This is a genomic window from Microvirga sp. 2YAF29 (genome assembly GCF_052114605.1).
GTDB lineage: Bacteria > Pseudomonadota > Alphaproteobacteria > Rhizobiales > Beijerinckiaceae > Microvirga.
In genome coordinates, this window is sequence record NZ_JBFRFB010000002.1 from 149,008 (window position 1) to 173,689 (window position 24,682).

27 protein-coding genes are annotated in these 24,682 nt (G+C 60.3%); 14 read left to right on the forward strand and 13 right to left on the reverse strand.

Translation table 11 applies throughout. The annotated features are described in order from the left end of the window. Together AB4Y85_RS03040 and AB4Y85_RS03045 are read right to left on the reverse strand one after the other, a co-directional pair. Nucleotides 1-381, reverse strand: a complete 381-nt coding sequence (locus AB4Y85_RS03040) for a hypothetical protein (RefSeq protein WP_441983379.1) — start codon at nucleotides 379-381, stop codon at nucleotides 1-3. A gap of 2 nt (nucleotides 382-383) precedes the next feature. Further along, complete coding sequence (locus AB4Y85_RS03045; protein ID WP_441983380.1) at nucleotides 384-821, reverse strand: DUF4112 domain-containing protein; 438 nt, start codon at nucleotides 819-821, stop codon at nucleotides 384-386. A gap of 356 nt (nucleotides 822-1,177) precedes the next feature. Here AB4Y85_RS03045 and AB4Y85_RS03050 point away from each other — a divergent pair, with 356 nt between their 5' ends. Together AB4Y85_RS03050 and AB4Y85_RS03055 are read left to right on the forward strand one after the other, a co-directional pair. Further along, nucleotides 1,178-1,738, forward strand: a complete 561-nt coding sequence (locus tag AB4Y85_RS03050) for a D-Ala-D-Ala carboxypeptidase family metallohydrolase (RefSeq protein ID WP_441983381.1) — start codon at nucleotides 1,178-1,180, stop codon at nucleotides 1,736-1,738. A 43-nt stretch (nucleotides 1,739-1,781) separates the two neighbouring features. Beyond that, nucleotides 1,782-2,654 carry an alpha/beta fold hydrolase gene (locus tag AB4Y85_RS03055; protein ID WP_441983382.1) on the forward strand — a complete coding sequence of 291 codons (873 nt, stop codon included), beginning with the start codon at nucleotides 1,782-1,784 and terminating at the stop codon, nucleotides 2,652-2,654. Here the strand turns inward: AB4Y85_RS03055 and AB4Y85_RS03060 are convergent. From AB4Y85_RS03060 to AB4Y85_RS03085, 6 genes are all read right to left on the reverse strand, one after another. Next, a complete protein-coding gene (locus tag AB4Y85_RS03060) occupies nucleotides 2,644-3,441 on the reverse strand; it encodes a class I SAM-dependent methyltransferase (RefSeq protein WP_441983383.1) in 798 nt (265 codons plus the stop codon). The genes AB4Y85_RS03055 and AB4Y85_RS03060 overlap by 11 nt on opposite strands. Then, nucleotides 3,416-4,171 (reverse strand): LamB/YcsF family protein, encoded by a 756-nt coding sequence (locus AB4Y85_RS03065; RefSeq protein ID WP_441983384.1) that lies wholly within the window; start codon nucleotides 4,169-4,171, stop codon nucleotides 3,416-3,418. Before AB4Y85_RS03065 ends, AB4Y85_RS03060 begins: the two co-directional genes overlap by 26 nt. A gap of 5 nt (nucleotides 4,172-4,176) precedes the next feature. Then, a complete protein-coding gene (gene pncB / locus AB4Y85_RS03070) occupies nucleotides 4,177-5,469 on the reverse strand; it encodes a nicotinate phosphoribosyltransferase (protein WP_441983385.1) in 1,293 nt (430 codons plus the stop codon). 94 nt (nucleotides 5,470-5,563) lie between these two features. Then, nucleotides 5,564-5,893: a c-type cytochrome gene (locus AB4Y85_RS03075; protein WP_441983386.1), complete on the reverse strand. Its 330-nt coding sequence runs from the start codon at nucleotides 5,891-5,893 to the stop codon at nucleotides 5,564-5,566. 59 nt (nucleotides 5,894-5,952) lie between these two features. Beyond that, entirely contained in the window at nucleotides 5,953-7,215 is a 1,263-nt protein-coding gene (locus tag AB4Y85_RS03080; RefSeq protein ID WP_441983387.1) for a PQQ-dependent sugar dehydrogenase, read from the reverse strand. Between the two features lie 186 nt (nucleotides 7,216-7,401). Continuing rightward, the gene (locus tag AB4Y85_RS03085) at nucleotides 7,402-7,905 is read right to left on the reverse strand and encodes a pyridoxamine 5'-phosphate oxidase family protein (RefSeq protein ID WP_441983698.1); all 504 of its coding nucleotides are present in this window, start codon (nucleotides 7,903-7,905) and stop codon (nucleotides 7,402-7,404) included. A gap of 213 nt (nucleotides 7,906-8,118) precedes the next feature. On the opposite strand from AB4Y85_RS03085, the gene AB4Y85_RS03090 reads away from it, so the two are divergent. From AB4Y85_RS03090 to AB4Y85_RS03100, 3 genes are read left to right on the forward strand one after another with little or no spacing between them, the layout of a single operon-like run. Continuing rightward, complete coding sequence (locus AB4Y85_RS03090) at nucleotides 8,119-9,240, forward strand: P-loop NTPase (protein ID WP_441983388.1); 1,122 nt, start codon at nucleotides 8,119-8,121, stop codon at nucleotides 9,238-9,240. 6 nt (nucleotides 9,241-9,246) lie between these two features. Then, on the forward strand, nucleotides 9,247-9,879 hold the full coding sequence (mobA, locus tag AB4Y85_RS03095) for a molybdenum cofactor guanylyltransferase MobA (protein WP_441983389.1): 633 nt from the start codon (nucleotides 9,247-9,249) through the stop codon (nucleotides 9,877-9,879). Between the two features lie 28 nt (nucleotides 9,880-9,907). Continuing rightward, nucleotides 9,908-10,129: a sulfurtransferase TusA family protein gene (locus tag AB4Y85_RS03100; protein WP_441983390.1), complete on the forward strand. Its 222-nt coding sequence runs from the start codon at nucleotides 9,908-9,910 to the stop codon at nucleotides 10,127-10,129. A 47-nt stretch (nucleotides 10,130-10,176) separates the two neighbouring features. Here the strand turns inward: AB4Y85_RS03100 and AB4Y85_RS03105 are convergent, their stop codons facing one another. Beyond that, entirely contained in the window at nucleotides 10,177-10,353 is a 177-nt protein-coding gene (locus tag AB4Y85_RS03105) for a CsbD family protein (RefSeq protein ID WP_441983391.1), read from the reverse strand. A 451-nt stretch (nucleotides 10,354-10,804) separates the two neighbouring features. Between AB4Y85_RS03105 and AB4Y85_RS03110 the strand changes: the two genes are divergently transcribed. Further along, nucleotides 10,805-11,515 (forward strand): sensor histidine kinase, encoded by a 711-nt coding sequence (locus AB4Y85_RS03110; RefSeq protein WP_441983392.1) that lies wholly within the window; start codon nucleotides 10,805-10,807, stop codon nucleotides 11,513-11,515. A 6-nt stretch (nucleotides 11,516-11,521) separates the two neighbouring features. Here AB4Y85_RS03110 and AB4Y85_RS03115 read toward each other — a convergent pair whose 3' ends face one another. After that, on the reverse strand, nucleotides 11,522-12,775 hold the full coding sequence (locus AB4Y85_RS03115) for a glycerate kinase type-2 family protein (RefSeq protein ID WP_441983393.1): 1,254 nt from the start codon (nucleotides 12,773-12,775) through the stop codon (nucleotides 11,522-11,524). A 233-nt stretch (nucleotides 12,776-13,008) separates the two neighbouring features. Between AB4Y85_RS03115 and AB4Y85_RS03120 the strand changes: the two genes are divergently transcribed. Continuing rightward, nucleotides 13,009-13,809 carry an HAD family hydrolase gene (locus AB4Y85_RS03120; RefSeq protein WP_441983394.1) on the forward strand — a complete coding sequence of 267 codons (801 nt, stop codon included), beginning with the start codon at nucleotides 13,009-13,011 and terminating at the stop codon, nucleotides 13,807-13,809. Between the two features lie 71 nt (nucleotides 13,810-13,880). On the opposite strand, the gene AB4Y85_RS03125 is transcribed toward AB4Y85_RS03120, so the two are convergent. After that, nucleotides 13,881-15,365, reverse strand: coding sequence for an NAD-dependent succinate-semialdehyde dehydrogenase (locus AB4Y85_RS03125; RefSeq protein WP_441983395.1), 1,485 nt, complete (start codon nucleotides 15,363-15,365; stop codon nucleotides 13,881-13,883). 296 nt (nucleotides 15,366-15,661) lie between these two features. Between AB4Y85_RS03125 and AB4Y85_RS03130 the strand changes: the two genes are divergently transcribed. The 6 genes from AB4Y85_RS03130 (at nucleotide 15,662) to AB4Y85_RS03155 (ending at nucleotide 21,981) form a co-directional block, all read left to right on the forward strand. Continuing rightward, a complete protein-coding gene (locus AB4Y85_RS03130) occupies nucleotides 15,662-16,870 on the forward strand; it encodes an ABC transporter substrate-binding protein (RefSeq protein WP_441983396.1) in 1,209 nt (402 codons plus the stop codon). A gap of 71 nt (nucleotides 16,871-16,941) precedes the next feature. Further along, the gene (locus AB4Y85_RS03135; protein ID WP_441983397.1) at nucleotides 16,942-17,700 is read left to right on the forward strand and encodes an ABC transporter ATP-binding protein; all 759 of its coding nucleotides are present in this window, start codon (nucleotides 16,942-16,944) and stop codon (nucleotides 17,698-17,700) included. Further along, nucleotides 17,693-18,400 carry an ABC transporter ATP-binding protein gene (locus AB4Y85_RS03140; RefSeq protein WP_441983398.1) on the forward strand — a complete coding sequence of 236 codons (708 nt, stop codon included), beginning with the start codon at nucleotides 17,693-17,695 and terminating at the stop codon, nucleotides 18,398-18,400. The genes AB4Y85_RS03135 and AB4Y85_RS03140 overlap by 8 nt, the downstream gene beginning before the upstream one ends. A gap of 6 nt (nucleotides 18,401-18,406) precedes the next feature. Beyond that, complete coding sequence (locus AB4Y85_RS03145; RefSeq protein WP_441983399.1) at nucleotides 18,407-19,294, forward strand: branched-chain amino acid ABC transporter permease; 888 nt, start codon at nucleotides 18,407-18,409, stop codon at nucleotides 19,292-19,294. A gap of 4 nt (nucleotides 19,295-19,298) precedes the next feature. Continuing rightward, nucleotides 19,299-20,273 carry a branched-chain amino acid ABC transporter permease gene (locus AB4Y85_RS03150; RefSeq protein ID WP_441983400.1) on the forward strand — a complete coding sequence of 325 codons (975 nt, stop codon included), beginning with the start codon at nucleotides 19,299-19,301 and terminating at the stop codon, nucleotides 20,271-20,273. Nucleotides 20,274-20,328: 55 nt separating this feature from the next. After that, nucleotides 20,329-21,981 (forward strand): GMC family oxidoreductase, encoded by a 1,653-nt coding sequence (locus tag AB4Y85_RS03155; RefSeq protein ID WP_441983401.1) that lies wholly within the window; start codon nucleotides 20,329-20,331, stop codon nucleotides 21,979-21,981. Nucleotides 21,982-22,059: 78 nt separating this feature from the next. Here AB4Y85_RS03155 and AB4Y85_RS03160 read toward each other — a convergent pair whose 3' ends face one another. After that, a complete protein-coding gene (locus AB4Y85_RS03160; RefSeq protein WP_441983402.1) occupies nucleotides 22,060-22,881 on the reverse strand; it encodes a LuxR C-terminal-related transcriptional regulator in 822 nt (273 codons plus the stop codon). A 370-nt stretch (nucleotides 22,882-23,251) separates the two neighbouring features. Here AB4Y85_RS03160 and AB4Y85_RS03165 point away from each other — a divergent pair, with 370 nt between their 5' ends. Next, on the forward strand, nucleotides 23,252-23,479 hold the full coding sequence (locus AB4Y85_RS03165) for a DUF6894 family protein (RefSeq protein ID WP_441983403.1): 228 nt from the start codon (nucleotides 23,252-23,254) through the stop codon (nucleotides 23,477-23,479). Between the two features lie 72 nt (nucleotides 23,480-23,551). On the opposite strand, the gene AB4Y85_RS03170 is transcribed toward AB4Y85_RS03165, so the two are convergent. After that, a complete protein-coding gene (locus AB4Y85_RS03170; protein WP_441983404.1) occupies nucleotides 23,552-24,334 on the reverse strand; it encodes a LuxR C-terminal-related transcriptional regulator in 783 nt (260 codons plus the stop codon). Between the last annotated feature and the right edge of the window lie 348 nt (nucleotides 24,335-24,682).

Here is a 24,682-nt window from a genome sequence, read left to right on the forward strand (position 1 = left end):
TTAGCGTCGCTCGATCTGGCGCAAAGGGGCCTGTGGCGGAGGCTGATAGCCATCGCCGCGAGGGCCGGCCGGATAATCCCGCCGCTCACCACTCATCGACGCCAGCTGCGATCGGGGGACGAGCAGGCCGAGCACTGCGGGAACGGCGAGGGTCAGCAGGGACACCAGGCCCCACACGAACACGATGGCGCCGAGGCCGAGGCCGCGCAAGGCTGCTAGCGCCCATGCGATCCACTCGACCGATTCAGGGGTGGCGCCGATCATATCCGCATTGCGCACCGCCATGCCGCCGAACAGGTCGAACAACCCGTAGGTGCCCCATGCCACGAGGGACCAGATCGCGACCGCGATCCAGGCGATAACCCAAAGCAACCGCCTCATGATCAGCGCTCCCCGACACGCACGGCCGTGCCCTCGATTTCCCGAGGCCTGCGCTTCGTGATGCCGAGATGCTCGTGGATGATGCGAAGGTTGCGCTGGTTTGCCTTGAAGAAGACGTCGAACACGTCGCCTGCCAGCGGAATGGCGCCGATGGCCGTATCCACAGCCACGTTGCCGACCATGCGGGCGATCTTCCAGCGCGGCAGGCCGAGCCGACGTGCCTCCCAGATGATGTAGCTGGCAAGCGCCGCCGAGATGGCATCGCCCACGCCGGGCACGAGGCCAATCACGGCATCGAGGCCCACGCGCCGGTTCAGACCGGGAATGAGAAAGGCATTGTCCAGGAGCTTCGCCAGCAACCCGATGCGCGCAAGCGCATCTTCCCGGGTCGAGCCAGCGGCCTTGAGTACTTCGAACATATCTCCACGAGCAGCCTTCATTCCACGCTCCAATGCCGATGTTACGGCTCGCAACATGATATGAGTATCAGTGAAGGCAGCTACAAGAGCCCTAGATGCAAATCTTATAACGTTAGAAACGCATCATATAACATTTAGTATCGAATAATTTCTTTAGGCTATAATCGTTACGAAATAAGGCACTGGAAAATCAATAATCCTTTTGAGCCTACCCATTACCTTGTCTTGCTATTGTCACATCAAAGAGATTGCTTAATTCATTGACCCCAAGCGGAAAGCGCTACTGTCAGTTTACTGACCAATAACAATGGGTTGCCGTTGCGGGAGGACTATCCACTCGGCGCTATACGTGTAGGGGCTCAGACGGGGAGATCCCGATGAGCGCGAAATCTCAAATGTGCCTTGCGTTCTGGCTCGCCTGCACGGCGAGCCTCATGTCCACGGGCCTGACAACGGCTCTCGCCTCCGATGAGATGCCATTGCCGCCGGCGGCCTATGCCAGCCTGCCTTCGAACGACAAGATCAATGAAACCAGCACCACCGGCAGCCTGCCCAGTTCAAACCAGCTCAATTCAAACCAACTTGGCGCGAGAACCCTGTCCGGCTTTGCCTCGCTGGTGGCGCAGGGCAGCATCACCCTTCGCGCCAGCGCCCCGACGAACTGCCTTCCTGGAAACTTAAGGGAAGTGGTGGCGGATGTGGCGAGCAAGTTCGGCTCTGTGAGCGTCGAGTCGACACACCGAAGCTCGGGCCGCAACTGGCGCGCGGGCGGTGCGCGCCAATCCCTGCACCTCTCCTGCCGCGCCATCGACTTCAGGGTTCGCACCCGCGCCCGCGGCGTCATGGCCTATCTTCGAGGTCGCTCCGAAGTCGGCGGCCTGAAGGTTTATGGCAACGGCATCATCCACATCGACAACGGCTCACGCCGATCGTGGTAGCAAGAAGCTGGAACATGGGGTGAAAGTGTAGGACACTCGCCCCATGTTCGAGACCTTCACGCATCGCCAGATCGAGACCTCCGAGGCCGCCATCAACCTGCGCCATGGCGGCAACGGCCCGCCGGTTCTACTTCTGCACGGCCATCCGCAAACCCATGTGATGTGGCATCGCGTGGCGCCACGACTGGCTGAAACCTACACGATCGTCTGCGCCGATCTGCGCGGCTATGGCGACAGCTCGAAACCACCGACGACGAAGGACCATGCGCCCTATTCGAAGCGTGCCATGGCCCGCGACATGGTGGAAGCGATGCAGCAACTGGGCTTCGAGCGCTTCGCCGTCGTCGGCCATGATCGCGGCGGACGCTGCGCCTATCGCATGGCGCTCGATCATCCTGAACGGATCGCGGCATTATCGGTTCTCGACATCCTGCCCACATGGGAGCATTTCACGCGCACCGACATGGCTTTCGCCATGGGCTACTGGCACTGGTTCTTCCTCGCACAGCCTCATCCGATTCCGGAAACGCTGATCGCTGCGAATCCGGACATATTCTATCTGAGGCGCGGCATCGACATGTTCGATGCGCAGGCTCTGGCGGAATACAGGCGCTGTTTCTCTAATCCTGAGACGATTCACGCCATGTGCGAGGATTATCGCGCGGGAGCCACCATCGACATGCGGTTGGACGGCGCCGACAAGCAGACCGGACGGCGCATTCAATGCCCAATGCAGGCGCTCTGGGGGCAGAGGAACGGGCTCGACCGCTGGTACGATGTGCTTGCCGTCTGGCGCGACTGGGCAGACCGCGTGGAAGGGCACAGCATCCCTTGCGGTCACTACCTCGCGGAGGAAGCGCCTGAGGAAACCCTGGCCGCACTCATGCCGTTTCTGGAGCGTGCCTTCAAGGTTTGAAGGTCTCGATGCGCGCGACGCGCAGCGACATTGGGAACCGGATCACGCGCTGCTTGTCCGGCTCTCCCCACGCACTTAGCAGATCGCGTTTGAACTGCTCGATAGGCTCTCGCCCCAAAGCCTTCTCCGCACCGCGCACAACCGACCATGTATCGGCATAGCCGATGAGTTGTGATGCGTTCCACTGCACCTCGATGGCAAGAGGAGGCGCTGTCAGTTCGTCGAACGGAAAGCTGAGAGAACGATAGCCGTCCTCCACATGGCGGCGCTCGGGCGGCCAGTGGGGTCCGACCACATCCTTGTAAAAATGCTGAATGGTGGCGTCGACATCGGGATCGGCTTGGACCACGCCATAGGTGATCAGCGCCAGCACTACGCCGAGTTTCCCCACCCGCCGCGCCTCCATGTAAAACGCGTCGAGATCGAACCAGTGGGCGGCCTGCGCCACCGTGATCAGATCGAAGGAGCCTTCCGGCAATCCGCTCTTCTCCGCCGGAGCAACGCGATATTCCACACGCTCATGTTCTTCCGCACTCTCGATCTGCTGCGCGCTGGCATCGGTGCCGACCACGTGCCTGAAGCGCTCGGCCAACAGCACGGAGAGCTGACCCGTTCCGCAACCCACATCGAGCGCGGCATCGGTACTCTCGCAAAGGCTCGCGAGATAGTCGGTGAGAGCGTCCGGATAGGTCGGGCGGTACGCAGCGTAATCGCCGGAACGTGAGGAGAAGTGATCCTTAAAGGACACGATCTCAAGATCCTTAGAACGGCGCGATGACGACGCCATTCGCTTCGAGATTCTGCCTGACAGTCCTCGCCATCACGACAGCGGTAGGCTCGTCGCCATGGACGCAGATCGTGTCGATCTCGACGGGAATGCGCTTCCCGGACACGGTCGTGATCGCCTTGTCCTGGACCATGCGAAGCACGCGTTCCGCCGCCGCATCCGCATCGTGCATCACGGCGCCGGGCTTCTTGCGGCTGGTGAGCGTCCCGTTATCCTCATAGGTGCGGTCAGCAAAGACTTCGCGCACCACCTTCACGCCGACCGCATCGGAGGCCTTCTCCATCAGGAGACCGGGCATGCACATATTGATGAGGCTTGCATCGACGCCCTTGATGGCGCGGGCGATGGCGAGCGCCAGATCCTCATCCTCATTCGCCATGTTATTGAGCGAGCCATGCACCTTCACATAAGTGACCTTGTGCCCGGCGAGCGAGGCCACCGCCTGCATGGCGCCGATCTGATAGGCGACCATGCGCTCGATTTCGGCAGGCGTATCGCCCTTGATGAAGCGGCGTCCGAAGCCATGGAGATCGTTGAAGCCGGGGTGCGCGCCGATGGCGACGCCCTTGCGCTTCGCGATCTCAGCGGTCCGGAACATGATCGACGGATCGCCCGCGTGAAAGCCGCAGGCGATGTTGGCGGAGGAAACGATGTCGAGCATCGCCTCATCGTCTCCCATGGGCCAGGGGCCGAAGCCTTCGCCCATATCGCAATTCAGATCGATCTTCATGAGCCTCACACCAGAACGGGCTGCGCGCGTTGCGCGCCCACATGGAATACACGCTTGTAACGCTCGACTTCCGCGCCCGGCCCCATCGCCTTCGTCGGATTGTCCGACAGCTTCACCGTCGGACGCCCATCGGCGGAGATGACCTTGCAGACGATAGAGATCGGGTCGAGACGGCCTTCGGGTGCGAGCCCACGGAAATCGTTGGTGAGCAGCGTGCCCCAGCCATAGCCTATGCGCATGCGGCCTCGGAAATGGTTGTGAATGCGCTCGATCACATCGACATCGAGACCATCCGAGAAAATGGCGAGTTTTTCCGCCGGGTTCTGCCCGCGCTCGCGCCACCACGCAATCGCCTCCTCGCCGCCTTCGATGGGATCCTTCGAGTCGACGCGGATGCCGGTCCAGGACGGCACCCATTCCGGCGCGTTCTGAAGGAAGTTTGTGGTGCCATAGGTATCGGGCAGGATGACGAGCAGGTTTCCCTCATAATCTTCCTGCCAGTCGGCCAGCACGCGATAGGGCGCCGACGCCAGTTCCGCATCGCTGTCCGCAAGCGCCGCATAGACCATGGGCAATTCATGCGCGTTGGTGCCGACGGCCTCCACCTCCTGACGCATGGCGATGAGGCAGTTCGAGGTGCCGAGGAACGAATTTCCCAGGCCTTCGATCATAGCCTGCACGCACCAATCCTGCCACAGGAAGCCATGGCGGCGGCGTGTACCGAAATCGGCGATGGAGAGATCGGGCATCGTCTTCAGCCGTTCGATCTTCTCCCATACGCGCGTCATGGCGCGGGCATAGAGCACCTGAAGCTCGAACTTGCCCATGTCCCGCAGCACACCACGCGAGCGCAGCTCGTTGAGAATGGCGAGTGCCGGGATCTCCCACATGGTGGTCTCGATCCAGGGACCGTGGAAGGTCAGCACGTATTGGCCGTCTTCCTTCTCCAGCAGGTATTCGGGAAAACGGAAGGTCTCGAGCCAGTCCATGAACTCGGGCGAGAACATCTGCCGCTTGCCGTAGAAGGTATTGCCGCGCAGCCATGTGGATTCGCCGCGCGTCAGGGAGAGGCTTCGCACATGGTCGAGCTGTTCGCGCAGTTCGCCGGCGTCGATGATGTCGGCCAGCCGGATGCGCGTGGTGCGGTTGTGGATGCCGAACGTGACCTGCACGTCCCGATGGCGGCGAAAGATCGTCTGCGCCATCAGAAGCTTGTAGAAGTCCGTATCCAGCACCGACCGCACGATCGGGTCGATCTTCCAGGTATGGTTGTAGACCCTGGTCGCGATGTCCACCATGCCCTGCTCCTCACCGTTTCAAGGAGGCGAGACCATAGCGAAGCCTTACCCAGGAAGAAAGGGTGCCCGGCTCCCTATCCAGGCCAGATCCGGCCTAAGGCGGCAGAACATCGACCTGGATGGAGGAGAAATAGGCCGCGATGTCGGCCATATCCTGGTCCGACAGGTCTTTTGCTACGATGTTCATGCTCTCGTTCTTGCGGGTCTCGGCCTTGTATTCGGCAAGCGCCTTGACGAGGTAGCCCTCGATCTGGCCCGCGAGGTTCGGGGCCTCCGGGTTCTTGGAGAGGCCGTCGAGCCCATGGCAGGCCTGACACGTCGTGATCTTCTGGCGTCCGGCCTTGGCATCGCCTGCGCCTGCGGCCTCTGGAGCAACGATCCCCAGTACAGCCCCCAAGGCTGCGAGAGTAAGAATTCGCTTCATGTCGATGCTTTCCGCAAAAGAACAGGCGCGCCTGGGGCGGCGCGCCTGTGGGGATGCCGTCACTGGCTCTCGTAGGAGATGCGATAGATCGCACCCGCCGTGTCGTCTGAGACGAGAAGCGAACCGTCGAGGAGCACGGCCACGTCGACCGGGCGACCGAGATATTCCCCGTTTTCCGTCAACCAGCCCTCGGCGAAGACCTGCGGCTTGTCGGCCGTGCCGTCGGGCTTTAGCGGCGTGAACATGATCCGTGCCCCGATGGGTTTGGTGCGGTTCCAGGAGCCATGCTGCGCCGTGAAGATACCGCCCTGATAGGAGCGCGGGAACATGCGGCCATTATAATAAACTAGCCCAAGGTCAGCCGCATGCGGCGCCATCTCGACCTGTGGAGCTACGGTACCGGCGGGCACCTGGTCATCCTTGTACTCGACCGTACGCACCATGCCGCCGCCGTAATAGGGGAAGCCGAAATTCTGGCCCATCTGCGTCGCACGATTCAATTCGCCCGGAGGCTGGTCGTCTCCCATGCCGTCCACCTGATTGTCGGTGAACCACAGCGTCTTGTCGTTGGGATTGAACTCGATGCCCACGGAGTTGCGGATACCTGTGGCGTAAACCTCCTTGTTCTTGCCGTCCTGGTCCATGCGGATGATGCCGCCGATGCCGTTACGTTTGTAAAGCTCCATCTTGTCTTTCGGCGGAACGTTGAAGGGCTGACCGAGAGCGATGTAGAGCTTGTTGTCAGGCCCCACGCGACACACACGGGCCGTGTGATTGAAGCTTTCCTCTGTCGGCGGGATCAGTTCGCCCTGCTTCACGACGACACCAGCCGCCACATCGGGACCTTCATAGAAGAATTCAGCCGCCGGGAATTGCAGCACCCGATTCTGCTCGGCAACATAAAGCATGCCATCGCGGGAGAAGCAGACGCCGTTCGGTATCTTGAACTCGACGGAGGGCGCGAACTGCTTCACCTCATCCGCCACACGATCCTTGTCGCGATCCGTGATCACATAAACATTGTTCTTGCGCGTTCCGACGAATACGACACCGGCATTGGGACCGACGGCCATGTGCCGCGCATCCGGCACGACGGCATAGAGATCAATCTTGAAGCCTGCAGGCAACTTGACCTTCTCGAGATTTTTGCGAATGGCGTCGGCCCGGCGGCCTTCCTGCGGAATTTGCTTGGGCTCGACGGTGCCCGTGCTCTGAAATGTTTGGAGCTTTTCGAGATTGCCGCTCGGCTGAGGCGCAGGCTGGGCAAGACTTGATGATGCAAACGCTACAGTGGAGACGGCGGCAAGCCAGACGAACTTCATCGTTCCCTCCCTGGGAGCGCCCCCCTCTGCTGATTCATTATTGCCGGACGGATTCCTCCGCTTTTGCTTATTGTCCTTGATGATACTCAAGCTTTCACTTGAAAGAAACACGAAAGAAAGAAGTAAACCCGGGCAACAAAAAGGGCCGCGTCGCGGCCCTCATTGCATAGATGCCTGAACGTTGCATCAGCTGAGATTGACCTTCGCCTGGTCGCCCGGATGCGGCGGCTTACCGGTGATGGCTGCCTTCGCATAACCGTAGAGATGCACGATGGTCGAGGACGGGCTGTCCCAATATTCACCGCCCTGCGGATGCACGCGGATCAGGGCGATCTGCGGATCGTCGACACCTTCAGGGAACCAGGCCCGCAGCGGCTCCGACCACTTATCCTGAATGGTCGCCTTGTCACGCACGATCTCGGCCTTGCCGGTGACCGAAACATAGGTCTGGCTCTTCGGGTCGCTGTAGGCAAGGTTCACCTCGTTATCGCGCGAGAGCTCCGTGGTTTTCGGCGACTGGATCTGCGTGAAGAACCAGAGATCTCCGTGCTCATCCGCTTCCTGGCTGTGCATGGGGCGGCTGTGCAGCTTTCCCTCGGTATCGATGGTCGTCATCATGGCGATCTTCACATCCTTGATGAGCTCATAAAGCTTCGCGGCATTCGGATCGTTATGCCCGTGCTGGTGCATCATTGACTCCTTGGAAATCTCGAAACGCATCCCGGGCCTGGCGAGGCAGGACGAGCCGCTCCGGCCGCCCGAGGGTCGGGTGGACAACGGACCAGCTGCGGTTTGGTTCAGGAACTTGCGCCCTTCCAAGCGCGAACACCTTAACGTAGAGCCCTTCGCCCTATACATGAGGGATAAGAATCTGTTGTCGGATCGAGTCCAGGAGTATCCATCGTGGCGATCACCCGTGAACATGTGCTGCAGGCCTTGGCAACCGTGCCGGTCGATGCAACCGGAACGGACCTTGCCGCCTCGGGGCGCCTCTCCGACGTGCATATCGACGATGCGGGCCGGGTGATGTTCTCCATCGCCATCGATCCCTCCGAAGCAGCAGTCATGGAGCAGGTTCGCCAGGCGGCTGCCACCGCCGTGCAGGGACTGCCGGGCGTGAAGGGCGTCTTCGCCAGCCTGACGGCGGATCGGGCACCCGGCTCCGCTCCCGCGGCACCACCCGCGCCGCAGCGCCCACGGGCCGCCGCGCAGCCCAGGAACCAGCGCATTCCCGGTGTGCAGCACGTGATCGCGGTCGCCTCCGGCAAGGGCGGCGTCGGCAAGTCGACCACCGCCTGCAACCTGGCGCTCGGCCTCGCGGCCCAAGGCCTGAAGGTCGGCATTCTCGATGCCGACATCTATGGCCCCTCCATGCCGAAGCTTTTGGGCATTCACGGCAAGCCCCGGCTTCTCGAGAACCGCATTCTCGAACCCATGGAGGCTTATGGCCTCAAGGTCATGTCCATCGGCTTCCTGGTGGAAGAGGAAGCGGCCATGATCTGGCGCGGCCCCATGGTGATGTCCGCAATCACGCAGATGCTGCGCGAGGTGGCCTGGGGCGATCTCGACGTGCTCGTGGTGGATATGCCGCCCGGCACGGGCGACGCCCAGCTCACCATGGCGCAGGCCACCCCCCTGGCTGGAGCCGTGATCGTCTCGACCCCCCAGGATCTCGCCCTCATCGATGCCCGTCGCGGCGTCTCGATGTTCAAGCGGGTGGAGATCCCGATTCTCGGCATCGTCGAAAACATGGCAACCTTCGTCTGCCCCCATTGCGGCCAGACCTCGCACATTTTCGGCCATGGCGGCGCGCGGTCGGAAGCCGAACGCCTGGGCGTCCCCTTCCTGGGCGAGGTCCCTCTCAACATGACGATCCGCGAATTATCGGATGCGGGCCGTCCCGTGGTCGCGGTCGAGCCCGATGGGCCTCACGCCAAAATTTACAAGAACATGGCGCAGCAGATCTGGGCCACCCTGTCTGGCGGGGCCGCTTCGCGGCCTGCCCCCCGCATCGTGATTGAGTAAGCCGCCATGGTGCCCTACCCCGCCACCCTGGGCGCCATCCTCGGCGGCGGGCTGGCACGCCGCATGCACGGAGTCGATAAGGCTCTTCTTGAGTTGAACGGCCGCCCCCTGCTCTCTCATGTCTGCGAGCGGCTTGCACCTCAATGCGAGGGCGTGATTCTGAACGCGACCGGGGACCTGTCGCGGTTCGGAAACTTGGATTTGCCCCTCGTACCGGATTCGGTTTCCGGTCATCCGGGGCCCCTGGCGGGAATCCTGGCCGCCCTCGAATGGACTGCCCTTCACCGTCCCTCCCTGGAATGGGTGGTCAGCGTTCCAGCAGATACCCCGTTCATCCCATCCGATCTCGTTCAGCGCCTGCACGGGGCACGGCAGGCTCAAGGCCAGCCTCTCGCCTGTGCTTCATCAGGCTCTCAGGACCATTTCGTAATTGGGCTATGGCCGGTCAGCCTGCGTCACGATCTCCAGCGGGCCCTCGTTGAGAAGGGCGTGTGCCGGGTGGAGGAGTGGGTGCGGCATCACGGAATGGCACGCGCAGAGTGGCCCGCCGCGCCGAGCGATCCATTCTTCAACATCAACACGCCGCAAGATCTGGCAAAGGCGCAGGGCCTGGTTGAGCCTGCCGCGATGCGCCGCTAAGAAGCTCATCGGAAGCCGGAGAATTGCAATGGTGGAACTGGACCTTTCCGGCCTGAAATGCCCGCTGCCGGTGCTGCGCACGCGCAAAACACTCCTGACCCTAAAGCCTGGCGATCAGCTTTGCGTGATCTGCACCGATCCTCTCGCTGGGATCGATCTACCCAACCTCATCCGCGAATTGGGCGATGACCTGCTCGAACAACGGCAGGACGGTAATGCGATTACCTTCGTGATCCGAAAAGCCCCATGAAAAAGGCCCGGCATGAAGCCGGGCCTTCGTCAGAAAATCTAGGGTGATCAGGAGCCTTTGCGCAGGCTGTCCTTTATGCCGCCGATGGTATTCTGGATGCGGCCTTCAGCCTTATCCATCTTGCCTTCGGTTTCCAGCTTGGAGTCGCCGATGGCCTTCCCGACGCCTTCCTTCACGCGACCCTTAATGTTCTTCATGCTACCTTCGGTGCGATCGTTATCCATGATAAATTCTCCAATAAATTGATATTCTGGAGTGAGAACGCAGGGCGTCACAGAAGGTTTCAAGCTTTGCCTTATCGTAAACCGGGATCGGATCAATCAATTGCCACTTCAATAAATGTTCAGAAGTTGAATTTTATGCTGAATAAAATGCGCTTAAAACATTGCGGATACACCTTATTTTACAAGCGATCGATCCGATCCTTTATTGCACAGACAATCAAATAACTAAATTATGCAGGTAAATTCTCGCATCTATACGCAAATCAATAATCCCCAATAACATGCTCAGTTATTTCATTGCGCGCATGGACAACAGGCTTGGCTGCGCTAATTCGAGCAATGGGGCAACAAATGTTATATAATTTTGGGGTTGAGAGTTTCTGTGTCCTCTGCACCAAAGGCTCCAAAGGAGCCAATCAAGACTGCGCGCGCGAAAGGCAGCCGGGACGTTTTGAAGCGAACCGCGCAGCCTCTCGACCGCATTGCGCTTCTCGCACATCAGCTCAGAACACCTCTTTCCGCCATCAACGCCCTTGCACAAGGCATCATGCGCCGTGCGGACAAGATGAGCCCGGAGGACGTGCGCGGCCGCGCGGAGAGGATCTGGCGGGCGAGCCTACGCCTGGACGAGCTGATCGAGATGATCATGTCCTACACGCGCGCGAGTGCGGGAGGCATGCTGCTCAACCCCAGCGAGTTCAATCCTGAAAGCCTGATCCTGCGCGCTTGCCAGGAACAGGGCAGCCACGAGCCTGACCGCCCCTTCACCATCGACATTCAGGGTTTGCCCGATACGATCATCGGCGATCCGATCCTGCTGGAACAGGCTATCGTGATCATCCTGTCCAATGCCATGAAATATTCGCCGCCAGACTGTCCGGTAAGGGCGACCGCCCGTGCAATGGAGGACGGCATCTCCATCGTCGTGAAGGACGAAGGCATCGGCATTTCCGAATGGGACCTGCCCTTCCTGATGCAGCCCTTCTTCCGGGGCCGCAACGCCAAGCAACTTCCAGGCACGGGCTTGGGGCTCAGCCTCGCTTGGCACATTTTGAAGCTGCATGGAGGCGGCTTGCAGATTGAAAGTCAGGAAGGCAAAGGCGCCACCGTCACGATAACGATCCCTGAGAAGAACGTGACGGGAGCCAACAGCGTCTTCTGACGATCCTCATGGGCGGATGAGGATGCAACGGAAATCATTCACATTGGTCAGGGTCGGCCCTGTCACGATGAGCCGGTCGAGGGCGGCGAAAGCAGAATAGCCGTCGTTATTGGCAAGATGCGCATCGAGATCGATGCCCTTCTCGCGGGCGATGTCGAACATCGCGGCATCGAACCACGCCCCGGCATTATCCTCCGATCCGTCGATTCCATCCGTATCGCAGGCGATTGCGGAGATCTTCGATTCATCACGAAGCTCCAGCGCCAATGCGAGCAGAAACTCCACATTGCGTCCGCCGCGTCCGGAGCCGCGCACGGTCACCGTGGTTTCACCGCCGGAGAGCAGGACGCAAGGCGCCTTGACCGGCTCACCATACATCATCGAGGAGCGCGCAATGCCAGCCATCACGCGGCCCGCTTCACGCGCCTCTCCTTCGATGGCATCACCGAGGATCAACGGCGTCAAGCCGAGTTCGCGCGCTTTCGCAGCAGCTGCATCGAGCGCCATCTTCGGCGTGGCCAGCATGTGAGCCTCACCGCCGGACGCCGCATCGTCGACGGCGTTCGCCTCGATGGCTTTCACCACATGCGCAGGAACATCGATATTGTACTTGCGCAGGATCGACAGGGCGGTCTGCGGATCGATGCGCTCCGGTATCGTCGGTCCGGAGCCGATGCTGGATGGATCGTCTCCCGGCACGTCCGAGATGAGATAGGTGACGATTTGAGCAGGTTTAACGGCCGCTGCAAGCCGCCCGCCCTTGATCGCGGAGAGCGACTTGCGCACCAAATTCATCTCGCCGATCGGCGCGCCGGATTTCAGGAGCGCGCGATTGAGCGCCTGCTTGTCGGCGAATGTGATGCCCTCGGCAGGCAGCGACAGAAGCGCCGATGCACCGCCGGAAATGAGGCAGACGACGAGATCGTCGGGGCCTGCTTCCCTGGCGAGTTCGAGAATGCGCCCTGCCGCCTGAAGCCCCGCTTCGTCCGGAACGGGATGTGCGGCCTCGACGATTTCGATGGATCGCGTCGGCACCGCATGCCCATAGCGCGTGACGACAAGACCCTCGCAGGCGCCGCCCGCCGCAGCCCACGCCTCTTCGAAGGCCGCCGCCATGCGAGCCGATGCCTTTCCGGCTCCCAGGACAATGGTTCGGCCCTTCGGCCGGGGCGGCAGGCGCCCGTCGAACTTCCCATCCGGCAGAGCCGAGCGGAGGGCTGCATCGAAGACGGCACGCAGAATCAAAGCATCGCTTGTCATGCTGTCCAACTACGACAGAACCAGGCTCGGATCAGCAAAGATCGTCCCTCAAGACGGCCGCAAATCTGCTGAAAACGGCCCAGCTTCGGGAAAAATGTTGGAACATTCCATTCATTTATGCTTGATGCTGCGCCCGATAACCTTTTAGTCGCCTAACGAATATCTGCGAAGGAACGCCTGCTCATGATCGAGATCGGCCGCTTAGCCCAAATCACCATCCCAGGAGGCCCGGCATGAACCCTCTGGCTCAGTTGCCGCTTGAGAAGGCTCGCTCGGTTCGCGTGATCCTGACCGATATCGACGACACGATCACATCCGAGGGCATGCTGACGGCCTCGGCCTATGCCGCCCTGGAGAACCTGCAGTGCGCCGGCTTTCTTGTGATCCCGGTGACGGGGCGCCCCGCCGGCTGGTGCGATCACATCGCCCGCATGTGGCCGGTCGATGCCATCGTCGGAGAAAACGGCGCCTTTTATTTCCGCTACGACCGTGAGCGGAAAAAGATGCATCAGCATTTCTGGGCGAAACCTGAGGAACTGAAAGGCAACCGCGCCAAGCTCGATGCCATCGAGAAGGACGTCCTGTCATCCGTGCCGGGATCGGCCCTCGCCAGCGACCAGGCCTATCGTGTCGCCGATCTCGCCATCGATTTCTGCGAGGACGTTCCAGCTTTGCCAGAATCGGAAGTCGACAGGATCGTGTCCATCTTCGAACGCCACGGTGCGCAGGCGAAAGTCAGCTCCATTCACGTGAACGGATGGTTTGGCGACTACAACAAGCTCAGCATGGCCAAGACGCTGCTTGCCGAAGTGTTCGGACTGAGTTGGGAGCAGGCGAAGGAATGCGTGATTTACGCAGGCGACTCGCCCAACGACGAACCCATGTTCGAGGCTTTCCCTCTCAGCGTCGGCGTCGCCAACATTCACGCCTTCGAACACCGTTTGAAGCATAAGCCGGCCTATATCGCCAAAGGCCATTCCGGCGATGGCTTTGCCGAACTGGCGGAGCTTCTGCTGAGCGCACGTCAGCGCTGAACATTCCGATCGGCCTGCACATCGAAAACCCTGTTCGGCCTGGACCGAGCAGGGTTTTCTTTACTTCCGCGTTACAGTCCCGAGAGCGCGACGTATTTGATCTCGAGGAAGCCCTCGATGCCGTACTTGGAGCCCTCGCGGCCCAAGCCCGACTGTTTCACACCCCCGAACGGCGCCATCTCATTGGCAAGCGCTGCCGTGTTCACGCCCACCATCCCGCTCTCCAGCGCCTCGGCCACGCGCCAAACACGCGCCATGTCCCGCGCATAGAAGTACGATGCCAGCCCGAACTCCGTGTCGTTCGCCATCGCGATCACATCCGCCTCATTCTTGAACGTGATGATCGGAGCCAACGGCGCGAACGTCTCCTCCTTCGTCACCTTCATCGCTTGCGTGATCCCCGTCATCACCGTGGGCTCGAAGAACGTGCCGCCGAGGCTGGAGCGCTTGCCGCCCAGCACCAGCTTGCCGCCCTTCTCGAGCGCGTCGGCCACATGCTCCTCAACCTTGGCCACCGCGCGGTCATCGATCAGCGGCCCCATTGCGACGCCTGCCTCCGTGCCCCGGCCGAGCTTGAGGCCTCCGGCCTTGGCCGCGAACTTCTCGGCAAAGGCCTCCGCCACGCTCTCCTGCACATAGATGCGGTTGGCGCACACGCAGGTCTGTCCGGCATTGCGGAACTTCGAGGCCAGCGCGCCTTCGACCGCCGCATCGAGATCGGCATCGTCGAACACGATGAAGGGCGCATTGCCGCCCAACTCCAGCGACAACCGCTTGATGCCGTCCGCGGCTTCGCGCATGAGCCAGCGGCCCACATTGGTTGAGCCGGTAAAGGTTATCTTGGCCACCTTCGGATTGCGGCAGAACTCCTCGCCGATAGGCTTGGCCTCGCCAGTGATGACCGAGAATGCGCCTTTGGGTACGCCGGCCCTCTCGGCCAGTACGGCCAAGGCGAACGCGGAGAGCGGAGTTTGAGCTGCGGGCTTGAGCACCATGGTGCAACCGGCGGCCAGCGCCGGGCCCACTTTACGCGTGATCATGCCATTGGGAAAGTTCCACGGCGTGATGGCGGCGCACACACCTACCGGCTGCTTGAGGACCAAGATGCGCTGCCCTGGATTAGCGCCGGGAATGATGTCTCCGTCGATACGCTTGGCCTCTTCCGCGAACCACTCGATATAAGCAGCGTTGGAGATCACCTCGCCCTTGGCCTCGGCGAGGGGCTTGCCCTGCTCGGTGGTGAGGATGAGGGCGAGATCGTCGGCATTCTGGATAATGAGGTCGTACCAGACCTTGAGAATGGCGCTGCGCTCCTTGGCGGTGCGCTTGGCCCACTCCTTTTGCACCTCATGTGCCTTGTCGATGGCACGGCGGGCGATGTCGGGCCCGAGATCGGGCACATTTACGATGAGCGCACCATCGGCGGGGTCGGTCACGGCAATGGTCTTGCCGTCAGGAGCATCGATCCACTCGCCGGCGACATAAGCCTGCGACACAAGCAGAGACGGATCCTTCAAGTCCGGGATGCGATGGGACGGCGCGGCATGGACGGTCATCGGGCTTCACTCCAACCTGTGCGATAGGGGATTTTCAAGCCAGATATAGGTTCTCATCTGCACCATGTGAACCACCCTGCGCGCCGGTCAGGAATGCCGTCCGGGCGGGATGAGCCCAAGGATTAGGCAAAGACGATACTCCTTTGAGAATATTTGCGACTTAAGGATGAAACGCCATCGCATTGCTAAGACCGAAACGCCCGTTACCTTCTCTTGACCGTCCATTTTGGTGGTTTCACCATGCGGCTCAACACAAGGCAGGACCAACCTCGCCTCGATCCATGAAGGGAAGAAAGATGCAAGTCCTCAAGCCACTTTTATTTGCCCTAAGCTGCACCGTAGCGGCGTCGTCGGCCTTTGCGCAGCAGGCCTCTGACGGCGTGGTGAAGATCGGCATCCTGAATGACCAATCCGGCGTTTATGCCGATTTCGGCGGCAAGTCCTCGGTTGAAGCAGCCCGCATGGCGGTTCAGGATTACGGCGGCAAGGTCCTTGGTGTTCCGGTCGAGATCGTCAGCGCCGACCATCAGAACAAGCCCGACGTAGCCTCCAGCATCGCCCGTCAATGGTATGACACGGACAAGGTCGATGCCATCATGGAGCTGACCACATCCTCCGTCGCGCTCGCTGTGCAGGGCCTGTCGAAGGACAAGAAGAAAATCACCATGACCACCGGTGCGGCGACAACCGACCTCACCGGCAAGCAGTGCTCGCCTTACGGGTTCCACTGGGCCTATGACACGCATGCGCTCGCGGTCGGCACCGGCGGCGCATTGGTGGAGAACGGCGGCAACAAGTGGTTCTTCCTCACTGCGGATTATGCCTTCGGTTACTCGCTTGAGGATCAGACCTCCAAGTTCGTGAAGTCGAAGGGCGGTCAGGTCGTCGGCTCCGTGCGCCACCCGCTGGCAGCCACCGACTATTCGTCCTTCCTGCTGCAGGCCCAGAGCTCCGGCGCGAACGTGATCGGCTTGGCGAATGCCGGCCTCGATACCGCGAATGCCATCAAACAGGCTGCCGAGTTCGGCATCACCCAGGGCGGCACGCGCCTTGCGGCTCTGCTCTTCACGCTGGCGGAAGTGAAAGGTCTCGGCCTCAAAGCAGCGCAGGGCCTGACGCTGACGGAAGGCTGGTACTGGGACCAAAGCGACGAGAACCGCGCCTTCGCCAAGCGCTTCCAGGAAAAGACCGGCCGCATGCCCAACATGATCCACATGGGCACCTATTCGACTGTGCTGCAATATCTGAAAGCCGTCGAGAAGGCCGGAACGGACGCGACCGAGCCAGTGGCGAAGCTGCTTCACGAGATGCCGGTGAACGACATCTTCGCCAAGAGCGGCAAGGTTCTGCCCAACGGCCGCATGGTCTACGACATGTATCTCTTCCAGGTGAAGAAGCCTGAAGAGAGCAAGGGCGAGTGGGACATGTACAAGCAGCTCGCCAAGGTGCCCGGCGATCAGGCTTACCTGAGCCTTGCCGACAGCGGCTGCCAGATCACACAGTAAGCATCACGATTCGGGTGGGGATGCGTCCTGCATCCTCACCTCTTCTTTTGCACGAGGATGATGGCTGCCATATGGTCAGTACCCAATCGATATTGAGCGCCTCGGGCCTCACCATGGAGTTTCGCGGCTTCATCGCCGTGAAGAACGTGACATTATCCGTCAACGAAGGCACGATCCATGCATTGATCGGCCCCAACGGCGCCGGCAAGACCACGGTCTTCAATCTGCTCACCAAATTTCTCACGCCGACCCGCGGTGAAATTCACTTTCGCGGAGAAAACATCACGCGCATGAAACCCGCCGAGGTGGCGCGCCTCGGCCTCGTGCGCTCCTTTCAAATCTCGGCGGTATTTCCGCATTTGACTGTGCTCGACAATGTGCGCGTGGCATTGCAGCGCCCATCCGGCCTCGCCACACAATTCTGGCGCTCATCCAATAGCCTCTCGGCTCTCGACGACCGGGCGATGGAGTTGATCGATGCCGTCAATCTCTCGACCTATGCGGATTTGACCGCATCCGAATTGTCCTATGGCCGCAAGCGCGCGCTCGAGATCGCAACGACGCTCGCGCTCGATCCCGCCATGCTGCTGCTCGACGAGCCGATGGCCGGAATGGGCCACGAGGATATCGGCCGCATCACCGACCTGATCCGCCGCATTGCGAAAAATCGGACGGTGCTGATGGTCGAGCACAATCTAAACGTGGTTTCCGACCTGTGCGACCGCGTCACAGTTCTTGCGCGCGGCGAGATCCTGTCCGATGGAACCTACGATACCGTGAGCGCCGATCCACGCGTGCGTGAAGCCTATATGGGGACCGAGCATGAGTAAGGCGCCTCTCCTCGAAGTTCGCGGATTGAATGCCTGGTACGGCGAGAGCCACGTGCTCCACGGCGTCGATCTCGACATCCGTGAGGGTGAAACCGTGACGCTGCTTGGCCGCAACGGCGCGGGCAAGACGACGACCTTGCGCGCGATCATGGGCATCCTGCGTCGCCGCGAAGGTGTCATCAAACTGCGCGGCAAGGACCTCCTGAGCCTTCCCCTGCACAAGGTCGCGCAAGCCGGCATCGGCTACGTGCCGGAGGAACGCGGCATCTTCGCGAGCCTCAACGTCTCGGAAAACCTTGCCCTGCCACCGACGGTCGCGGAAGGCGGCATGAGCGTGGAGGAGATCTACAAGCTCTTCCCGAACCTGTACGAGCGTCGCACGAGCCAAGGCACCAAACTCTCCGGCGGTGAGCAGCAGATGCTGGCCATCGCCCGGATCCTGCGCACGGGCGCGAAAGTCATCCTGCTCGATGAGCCGACGGAAGGGCTTGCGCCCGTCATCGTCCAGCGTATCGGCGACGTGCTGGTCAAATTGAAAAACCGTGGCATGACCATTCTTCTCGTCGAACAGAATTTCCGCTTCGCGCGCAAAGTCGCTGACCGTTTTTACCTCATGGAGGACGGACGGATGGTGAGCTCGTTCCCCGGGAATGAGCTCGATGCGCGCATGGACGAGCTTCACGAAGTGCTGGGGGTATAAGGCATCATGAGCACGATTTTCGGCATCCCCACCCCTGCCCTCTACGGCCAGATTCTCATCGGTCTGATCAACGGCTCGTTCTATGCCATGCTCAGCCTCGGGCTCGCGGTGATCTTCGGGCTGCTCCGCGTCATCAACTTCGCCCATGGCGCGCAGTACATGCTTGGTGCTTTCGCCGCCTATCTGCTGCTCACCTATGCCGGCATCGGCTATTGGCCCTCTCTCGTTCTGGCTCCCATCATCGTGGGCGCCATCGCCATCGTCATCGAGCGCGTGATGCTGCGCCGTCTCTACGGCGTCGATCCACTCTACGGGCTCCTGCTGACATTCGGCCTCGCGCTCATCCTGGAAGGCGCCTTCCGCTACTGGTTCGGCGCGGCGGGCAATCCTTATGCGCCTCCGGAACAGCTCACAGGCGCGGTGAATCTCGGCTTCATGTTCCTGCCGATCTATCGCGGCTGGGTTGTCATCGCCTCCCTCATCGTCTGCATCGGCACATGGCTTCTCATCGAGAAGACCCGGCTTGGCGCTTATCTGCGCGCCGCCACCGAGAACGCGACACTGGTCCAGGCCTTCGGCGTGAACGTGCCGCTTCTGCTCACGCTTACTTACGGCTTAGGCGCCGCCCTTGCCGCGCTCGCAGGCGTGCTCGCGGCACCGATCTATCAGGTGAGCCCACTGATGGGCACGAACCTCATCATCATCGTCTTCGCCGTCGTGGTTGTCGGCGGCATGGGGTCGATCCTCGGCGCCATCGTCACCGGCTATATGCTCGGCGTGCTGGAGGGTCTCACGAAAGTCTTCTACCCGCAGGCGTCGAGCATCGTTATTTTCTTGGTCATGGCCATCGTTCTGCTCGTCAGGCCGGCAGGCCTCTTTGGGCGGGAGGAGTGACATCATGGCTATCGGAACAGAAGCTGTCGCGGAGCAACCCAAGCTGCGCATCACCGGCCTGATCCTCGGGGCTGTCGCCATCGCGGGATTGCTGATCGCGCCGTTCTATTTCTACACCGGCATCCTGATGAGCATGCTGTGCTTTGCGCTCTTCGCCTGCGCATTCAACCTGCTCATCGGCTATGTCGGCCTCCTGTCCTTCGGCCATGCCGCTTTCTTCGGCGGCGCGGCCTACTTCACCGCCCATGCCGTCAAGGTCTGGGGCTGGGAACCGCTGGCAGGCATCCTTCTCGGCGTCGCCGGTGCCGCCGTGATGGGCCTCGTCATGGGCCTGCTCGCCATCCGCCGCCAGGGCATCTACTTCGCCATGATCACGCTGGCGCTCTCGCAGATGTTCTTCTTCCTCTGCCTCCAGGCACCGTTCACCCACGGCGAGGACGGCATACAGGGCGTGCCGCGCGGTCATCTGCTCGGGCTGATCGATCTCAGCGACCAATACACCATGTATTACGTGACGCTGGCGATCTTCCTAGTCGGCCTCCTTCTCATCTGGCGCATCGTGAACTCGCCCTTCGGCAATATCCTCAAGGCGATCCGCGAGAACGAGAAGCGCGCTGTCTCGCTGGGCTATAGGGTCGATCGCTACAAGCTCGGCGCCTTCGTCATGTCGGCGGCGCTCGCCGGTCTTGCAGGCGGCACGAAGGCCATAGTCTTCCAGTTCGCGACACTCACCGACGTGACATGGCAGATGTCGGGCGAAGTGATCCTCATGACGCTTCTCGGCGGCATCGGCACGATGATCGGCCCTGTCGTCGGGGCGGGCCTCGTGATCGCGCTGCAGAACTATCTTGCTGCCTGGGATTTCCCCGTGACCGTGCTGATCGGTATCATCTTCGTCATCTGCGTGCTGCTGTTCCGCCGGGGCATCGTGGGCGAGATCCTGGAACTGTTTAAGCGCAAGCCCAAGCGAACGGCATAAGAGTCGGCTCGACCCGGCGTCTCACGATCGACGAATCTGCCAATGGAGGCAGGCCATGTCCAATACGAATCCCAACGTCAGCACTTTTGATTACGTCGTCATCGGCGCGGGCTCTGCCGGCTGCGTTCTGGCAAACCGCCTGTCCAAAGATTCGCGCAACCAGGTTTGTGTGATCGAGGCAGGCGGCAGGGATAACTGGATCTGGTACCACATCCCTGTGGGCTACCTCTTCGCCATCGGCAATCCCCGCTCGGACTGGATGTTCAAAACCGAGATCGAGCCCGGATTGAAAGGCCGCATCCTCAACTATCCGCGCGGCAAGGTGCTGGGCGGCTGCTCGGCCATCAACGCCATGGTCTATATGCGCGGCCAGAAAGAGGATTACGATAACTGGCGGCAGGCGGGCCTAGAGGGTTGGGGCTGGGACGACGTAAAGCCGATCTTCCGTCAGCACCTCGACCATTATCTCGGAGCGAGTGAGCACCATGGCGCGGGCGGAGAATGGCGTGTCGAGGCCGCGCGCCTGCGCTGGGACATTCTCGACACCTTCATCGAGGCCGCCGTCGAGGCAGGCATTCCGCGCGTGAGCGATTTCAACACGGGAAGCAACGAGGGCATCTCGTATTTCCAGGTGAACCAGAAAAGCGGGAGGCGCTGGTCCGCCGCGCGTGGCTTCCTCAAGCCTGCCCTCGCGCGCCCAAATCTCACTCTTGAGATTCATGCCCATGCGACGCGCCTTTTGTTCGAGGGCAAGCGGGCCGTCGGTGTGGAGATCCTGCAGAATGGCACCTTGCGCCGCATCCACGCGCGCAAGGAAGTCATTCTATCGGCTGGCGCCATCGCATCGCCCAAACTGCTGCAGCTTTCCGGCATCGGCGGCGCGACGCTGCTGCGGGAAAATGGGATCGAACCATTGCAGGATCTGCCCGGCGTCGGCGCAAATCTGCAGGATCATCTCCAGCTGCGCCCGATCTATAAGGTCCATGGCGTTCGCACGCTGAACGAGGATTATCGCTCGCTCATGAAGAAGGGCCGCATGGCCCTCGAATATGCCCTCTTCCGCAAAGGGCCGCTCACCATGGCCCCGTCGCAGCTCGGCGCCTTCACTCGCTCGTCACCGGATTATGCGACGCCAAACCTCCAGTTCCATATCCAGCCCCTGTCGCTCGACAAATTCGGAGAGGATCCGCACCCCTTCCCCGCCTTTACTGCAAGCGTCTGCAATCTGCGCCCGACCAGCCGCGGCACGGTCGCGATCCGCAGCAGCGATCCGGCTGATGCGCCCTTCATTCGGCCGAACTATCTCACGACCGATGAGGACCAGCGCGTGGCGGTCGATTCGCTGCGTCTGGTAAGGCATATCGTGTCGATGCCAGCGCTTCAGAAGTACCGGCCTGAGGAGTACAAGCCCGGAGTGAACCTGACGACCGACGAGGAACTCCTCAACGGCGCCCGCGACATCGGCACGACCATCTTCCACCCGGTCGGCACAGCGAAGATGGGAATCGACTCGGATCCGATGGCCGTCACCGACGGAAGGTTGCGGGTGCGCGGCATCGAAGGGCTTCGTGTGATCGATGCCTCCGTCATGCCGACGATCACCAGCGGCAACACGAACTCCCCGACCCTGATGATTGCCGAGAAGGGAGCAGCCATGATTCTGGAAGATCACGCGCGGGACAGCGCGCCCGTGCTTCGCTCGGCTTAAAGCTCACGACCGCGTTAAAAACATCGGCCCCAAAGTTCTCTCTGCTTTGGGGCCGATGCTGAAAGCTTCATCAGTGTCTCAGTTTGTGGAAGAGCGCCCATCCGCCGGCAGATGGCTTGCGGCCCAGATGGCGGCCTGCGTCCTGTTCTTTGCATGAATTTTGCGCAGGATCGCCTTCACGTGGACTTTGACGGTGGCTTCCGTGATATCGAACTTGCGGGCGATCAACTTGTTCGAGTCACCGTCCATGAGGCAGCGCAGGATCACGGTTTCGCGAACCGACAGACCCTTGGCAGGCGCGCTGTCCTCGCCCGGCTTTGGGGCATTCTGAACATCAACCTCGTCAGCTCTCTGCAGCACCTGCTCGCGCAGGAGATCGAGAACCGCTGACGGGAAGACCGTTTCACCCAGCATAACGAGGTCGAGCGTCTTGATCAGGACTTCGCAGGAGATAGATTTCATCAGGTAGGCATCGGCGCCCGCCTGGAACGCAGCGAAGACCTCGGCAAGGTCGTAATCGTCGACGAGCATCACGGCACGCGCCAAAGGCTGGCTTTCCTTCAGTTGCCGAACCTGCTGGCAGGTCTCCTGGTGATCCCGTGCGGCATCGATGATGAGTAGGAAAACCTTGCCGCTGTCATCCAAACCTCCCAGCGCTTCCACCAGGTTGGACGAGAGCCCCACCGGGTCATAAGCCGTTTCTGCGAGAATTCTCCTCAAGCCTTCGCGGAGCAGCGTGTTGGGCTCGACGAGAAGTGTCGAAACCACACCCAGATTCTCCTGAGGCCGCGAAGGCTCCACGGAGCGTGACAATTCGAGATATCTCGGATAGGCACCATCACGCGCCAGCGACACGGCGACAGTTTGCGGCGAACCATCCAGATCGTAATTCTTACGCATCGAAGGATGCCTTTCGGTCTTGATTGCCTAGTAACGACGCAAACTTTTCTTTAGGTAAATTAGCTTAATTTTACAACGAAAACAACGTCATCCCATTCACTTGATTTTAACATTCTTTAATTATCAGAAATTATTTATGTTTTTATATATCATAACAACAGTCTATTCGTGCTAAATCTGCCCAAGACTATCGCGGTTATTTCGGATCATTCAGCCCACTCGACCGAAAGCTCATATAGGAACCTCTCATCAGTTGAGGTACGAAGCTCGAGCTGGGATGGCGCAATCGTATTTCACTACAAAGGCACTGGAAACGATCTTGCGGTACACTAAACAACATATCAATGTGACAGCACATCTGCACCGGACCATGAGATTTTACTTCAACCTAGTTTGCGACGATGAGACGATGACCGATGACGAGGGAGTCGAGGTGAGAGATATCGAGCATGCGCGCGTTCAAGCGATGAAGGCTATCGCGGAATTGCGCCAGGAAGCGGGGACCGATCTCGTCGAGTGGTCTCGGTGGCGGCTTGACGTTGTCGACGAAGCAGGAGACGTGGTGTTCTCTCTGCAGCTCAATCAAACGATACATTGAGAAAGAGCGGCCCAGACCGCTCTCTAGTGACGCTATAACAGCGGCGTTTGCAGGGAAAGAAGGACCACCCTCTCACAAAACCTTCATCAGGGATGCGCTTTGCATGGGCAATCCATCTCCCGCTGGAATCCAGGAAGCGTCCGAGCCCTGATTGGAGAGGTGATTGACGGCCCACATCGCAGCCTGGGTACGGTTGGCGACCCTGATCTTGCGAAGAATAGCCTTGATGTGAACCTTCACCGTCGCCTCTGCGACCTCGAGCTTACGCGCGATGACCTTGTTGGGCGCTCCCTGCATGAGACATTGCAGGATCTCCGCCTCACGGATCGAGAGCGTCCGGATCACCGCTTCCTTCGCATCGGCCGAGCGCTCGGGCTGCGGCGCAGAAATCGTGATCGGAGTAGCCTCCGTGCGGATCTCTCTCGCCTCGCCAACCGACGTAAGAGCCAAAAGCAATGCCGATGATGGGAAAACGACCTCGCCCAGCATGACGAGGTCCAGATACTTGACCAGGGCGTCACAGCCCGTCGTCGCCAGGCAATAACCATCCGCCCCTGCATGCAGCACGGATCGCAACTCGTCGAAATCGAACCCATCGGCAAGGATGACCACGCGCCCGTCAGGATGGTCTTTCTTCACATCCTCGACGATGTCCTTGATCTCCCCAGGATAAAGATTGCTGTCGATCACGAACAGGCAGGGCGTGCCGTAGCTCGACAACCCGCTTGCGAAGCGACTCGTCAAATCATCCGGATGTACCTTGTAGCGCGTACTTGATAGGATATGCCGGAGCCCCTCGCGTAGCATGGAGTTCTTGCAGCCCAGAATCGTGGTGATCTGCAGCAAATTTGACATGTGGGGGAGCCTTTTCGCAAAGATTACCCCTAATTATACAGAGCCGCGTTTCATGCACTACTGCAGCAAAGGGATTATCGAATACCGCTTAGGAGGTATAATTTTTCCATTAGGAAGATTTGACCTGCTTGAAGCGGCTAGACTGATATCATTCGACTTTTCTCATCGGCACAGCTTCGTGTAACCTTCCGGCGCCGGACGCGTCTCAGATGCCGCGCGCTACAAGTGAAGGCAATGATGTATATGCAGCCCAGCCGCACAAGTTTTGCCTTATCTTAAGCATTGCAAGTTGGGACGTATGATCTCACCTCGCCAGTAACGCTGTGTACTTGGCGGCAAAGCTCGTGA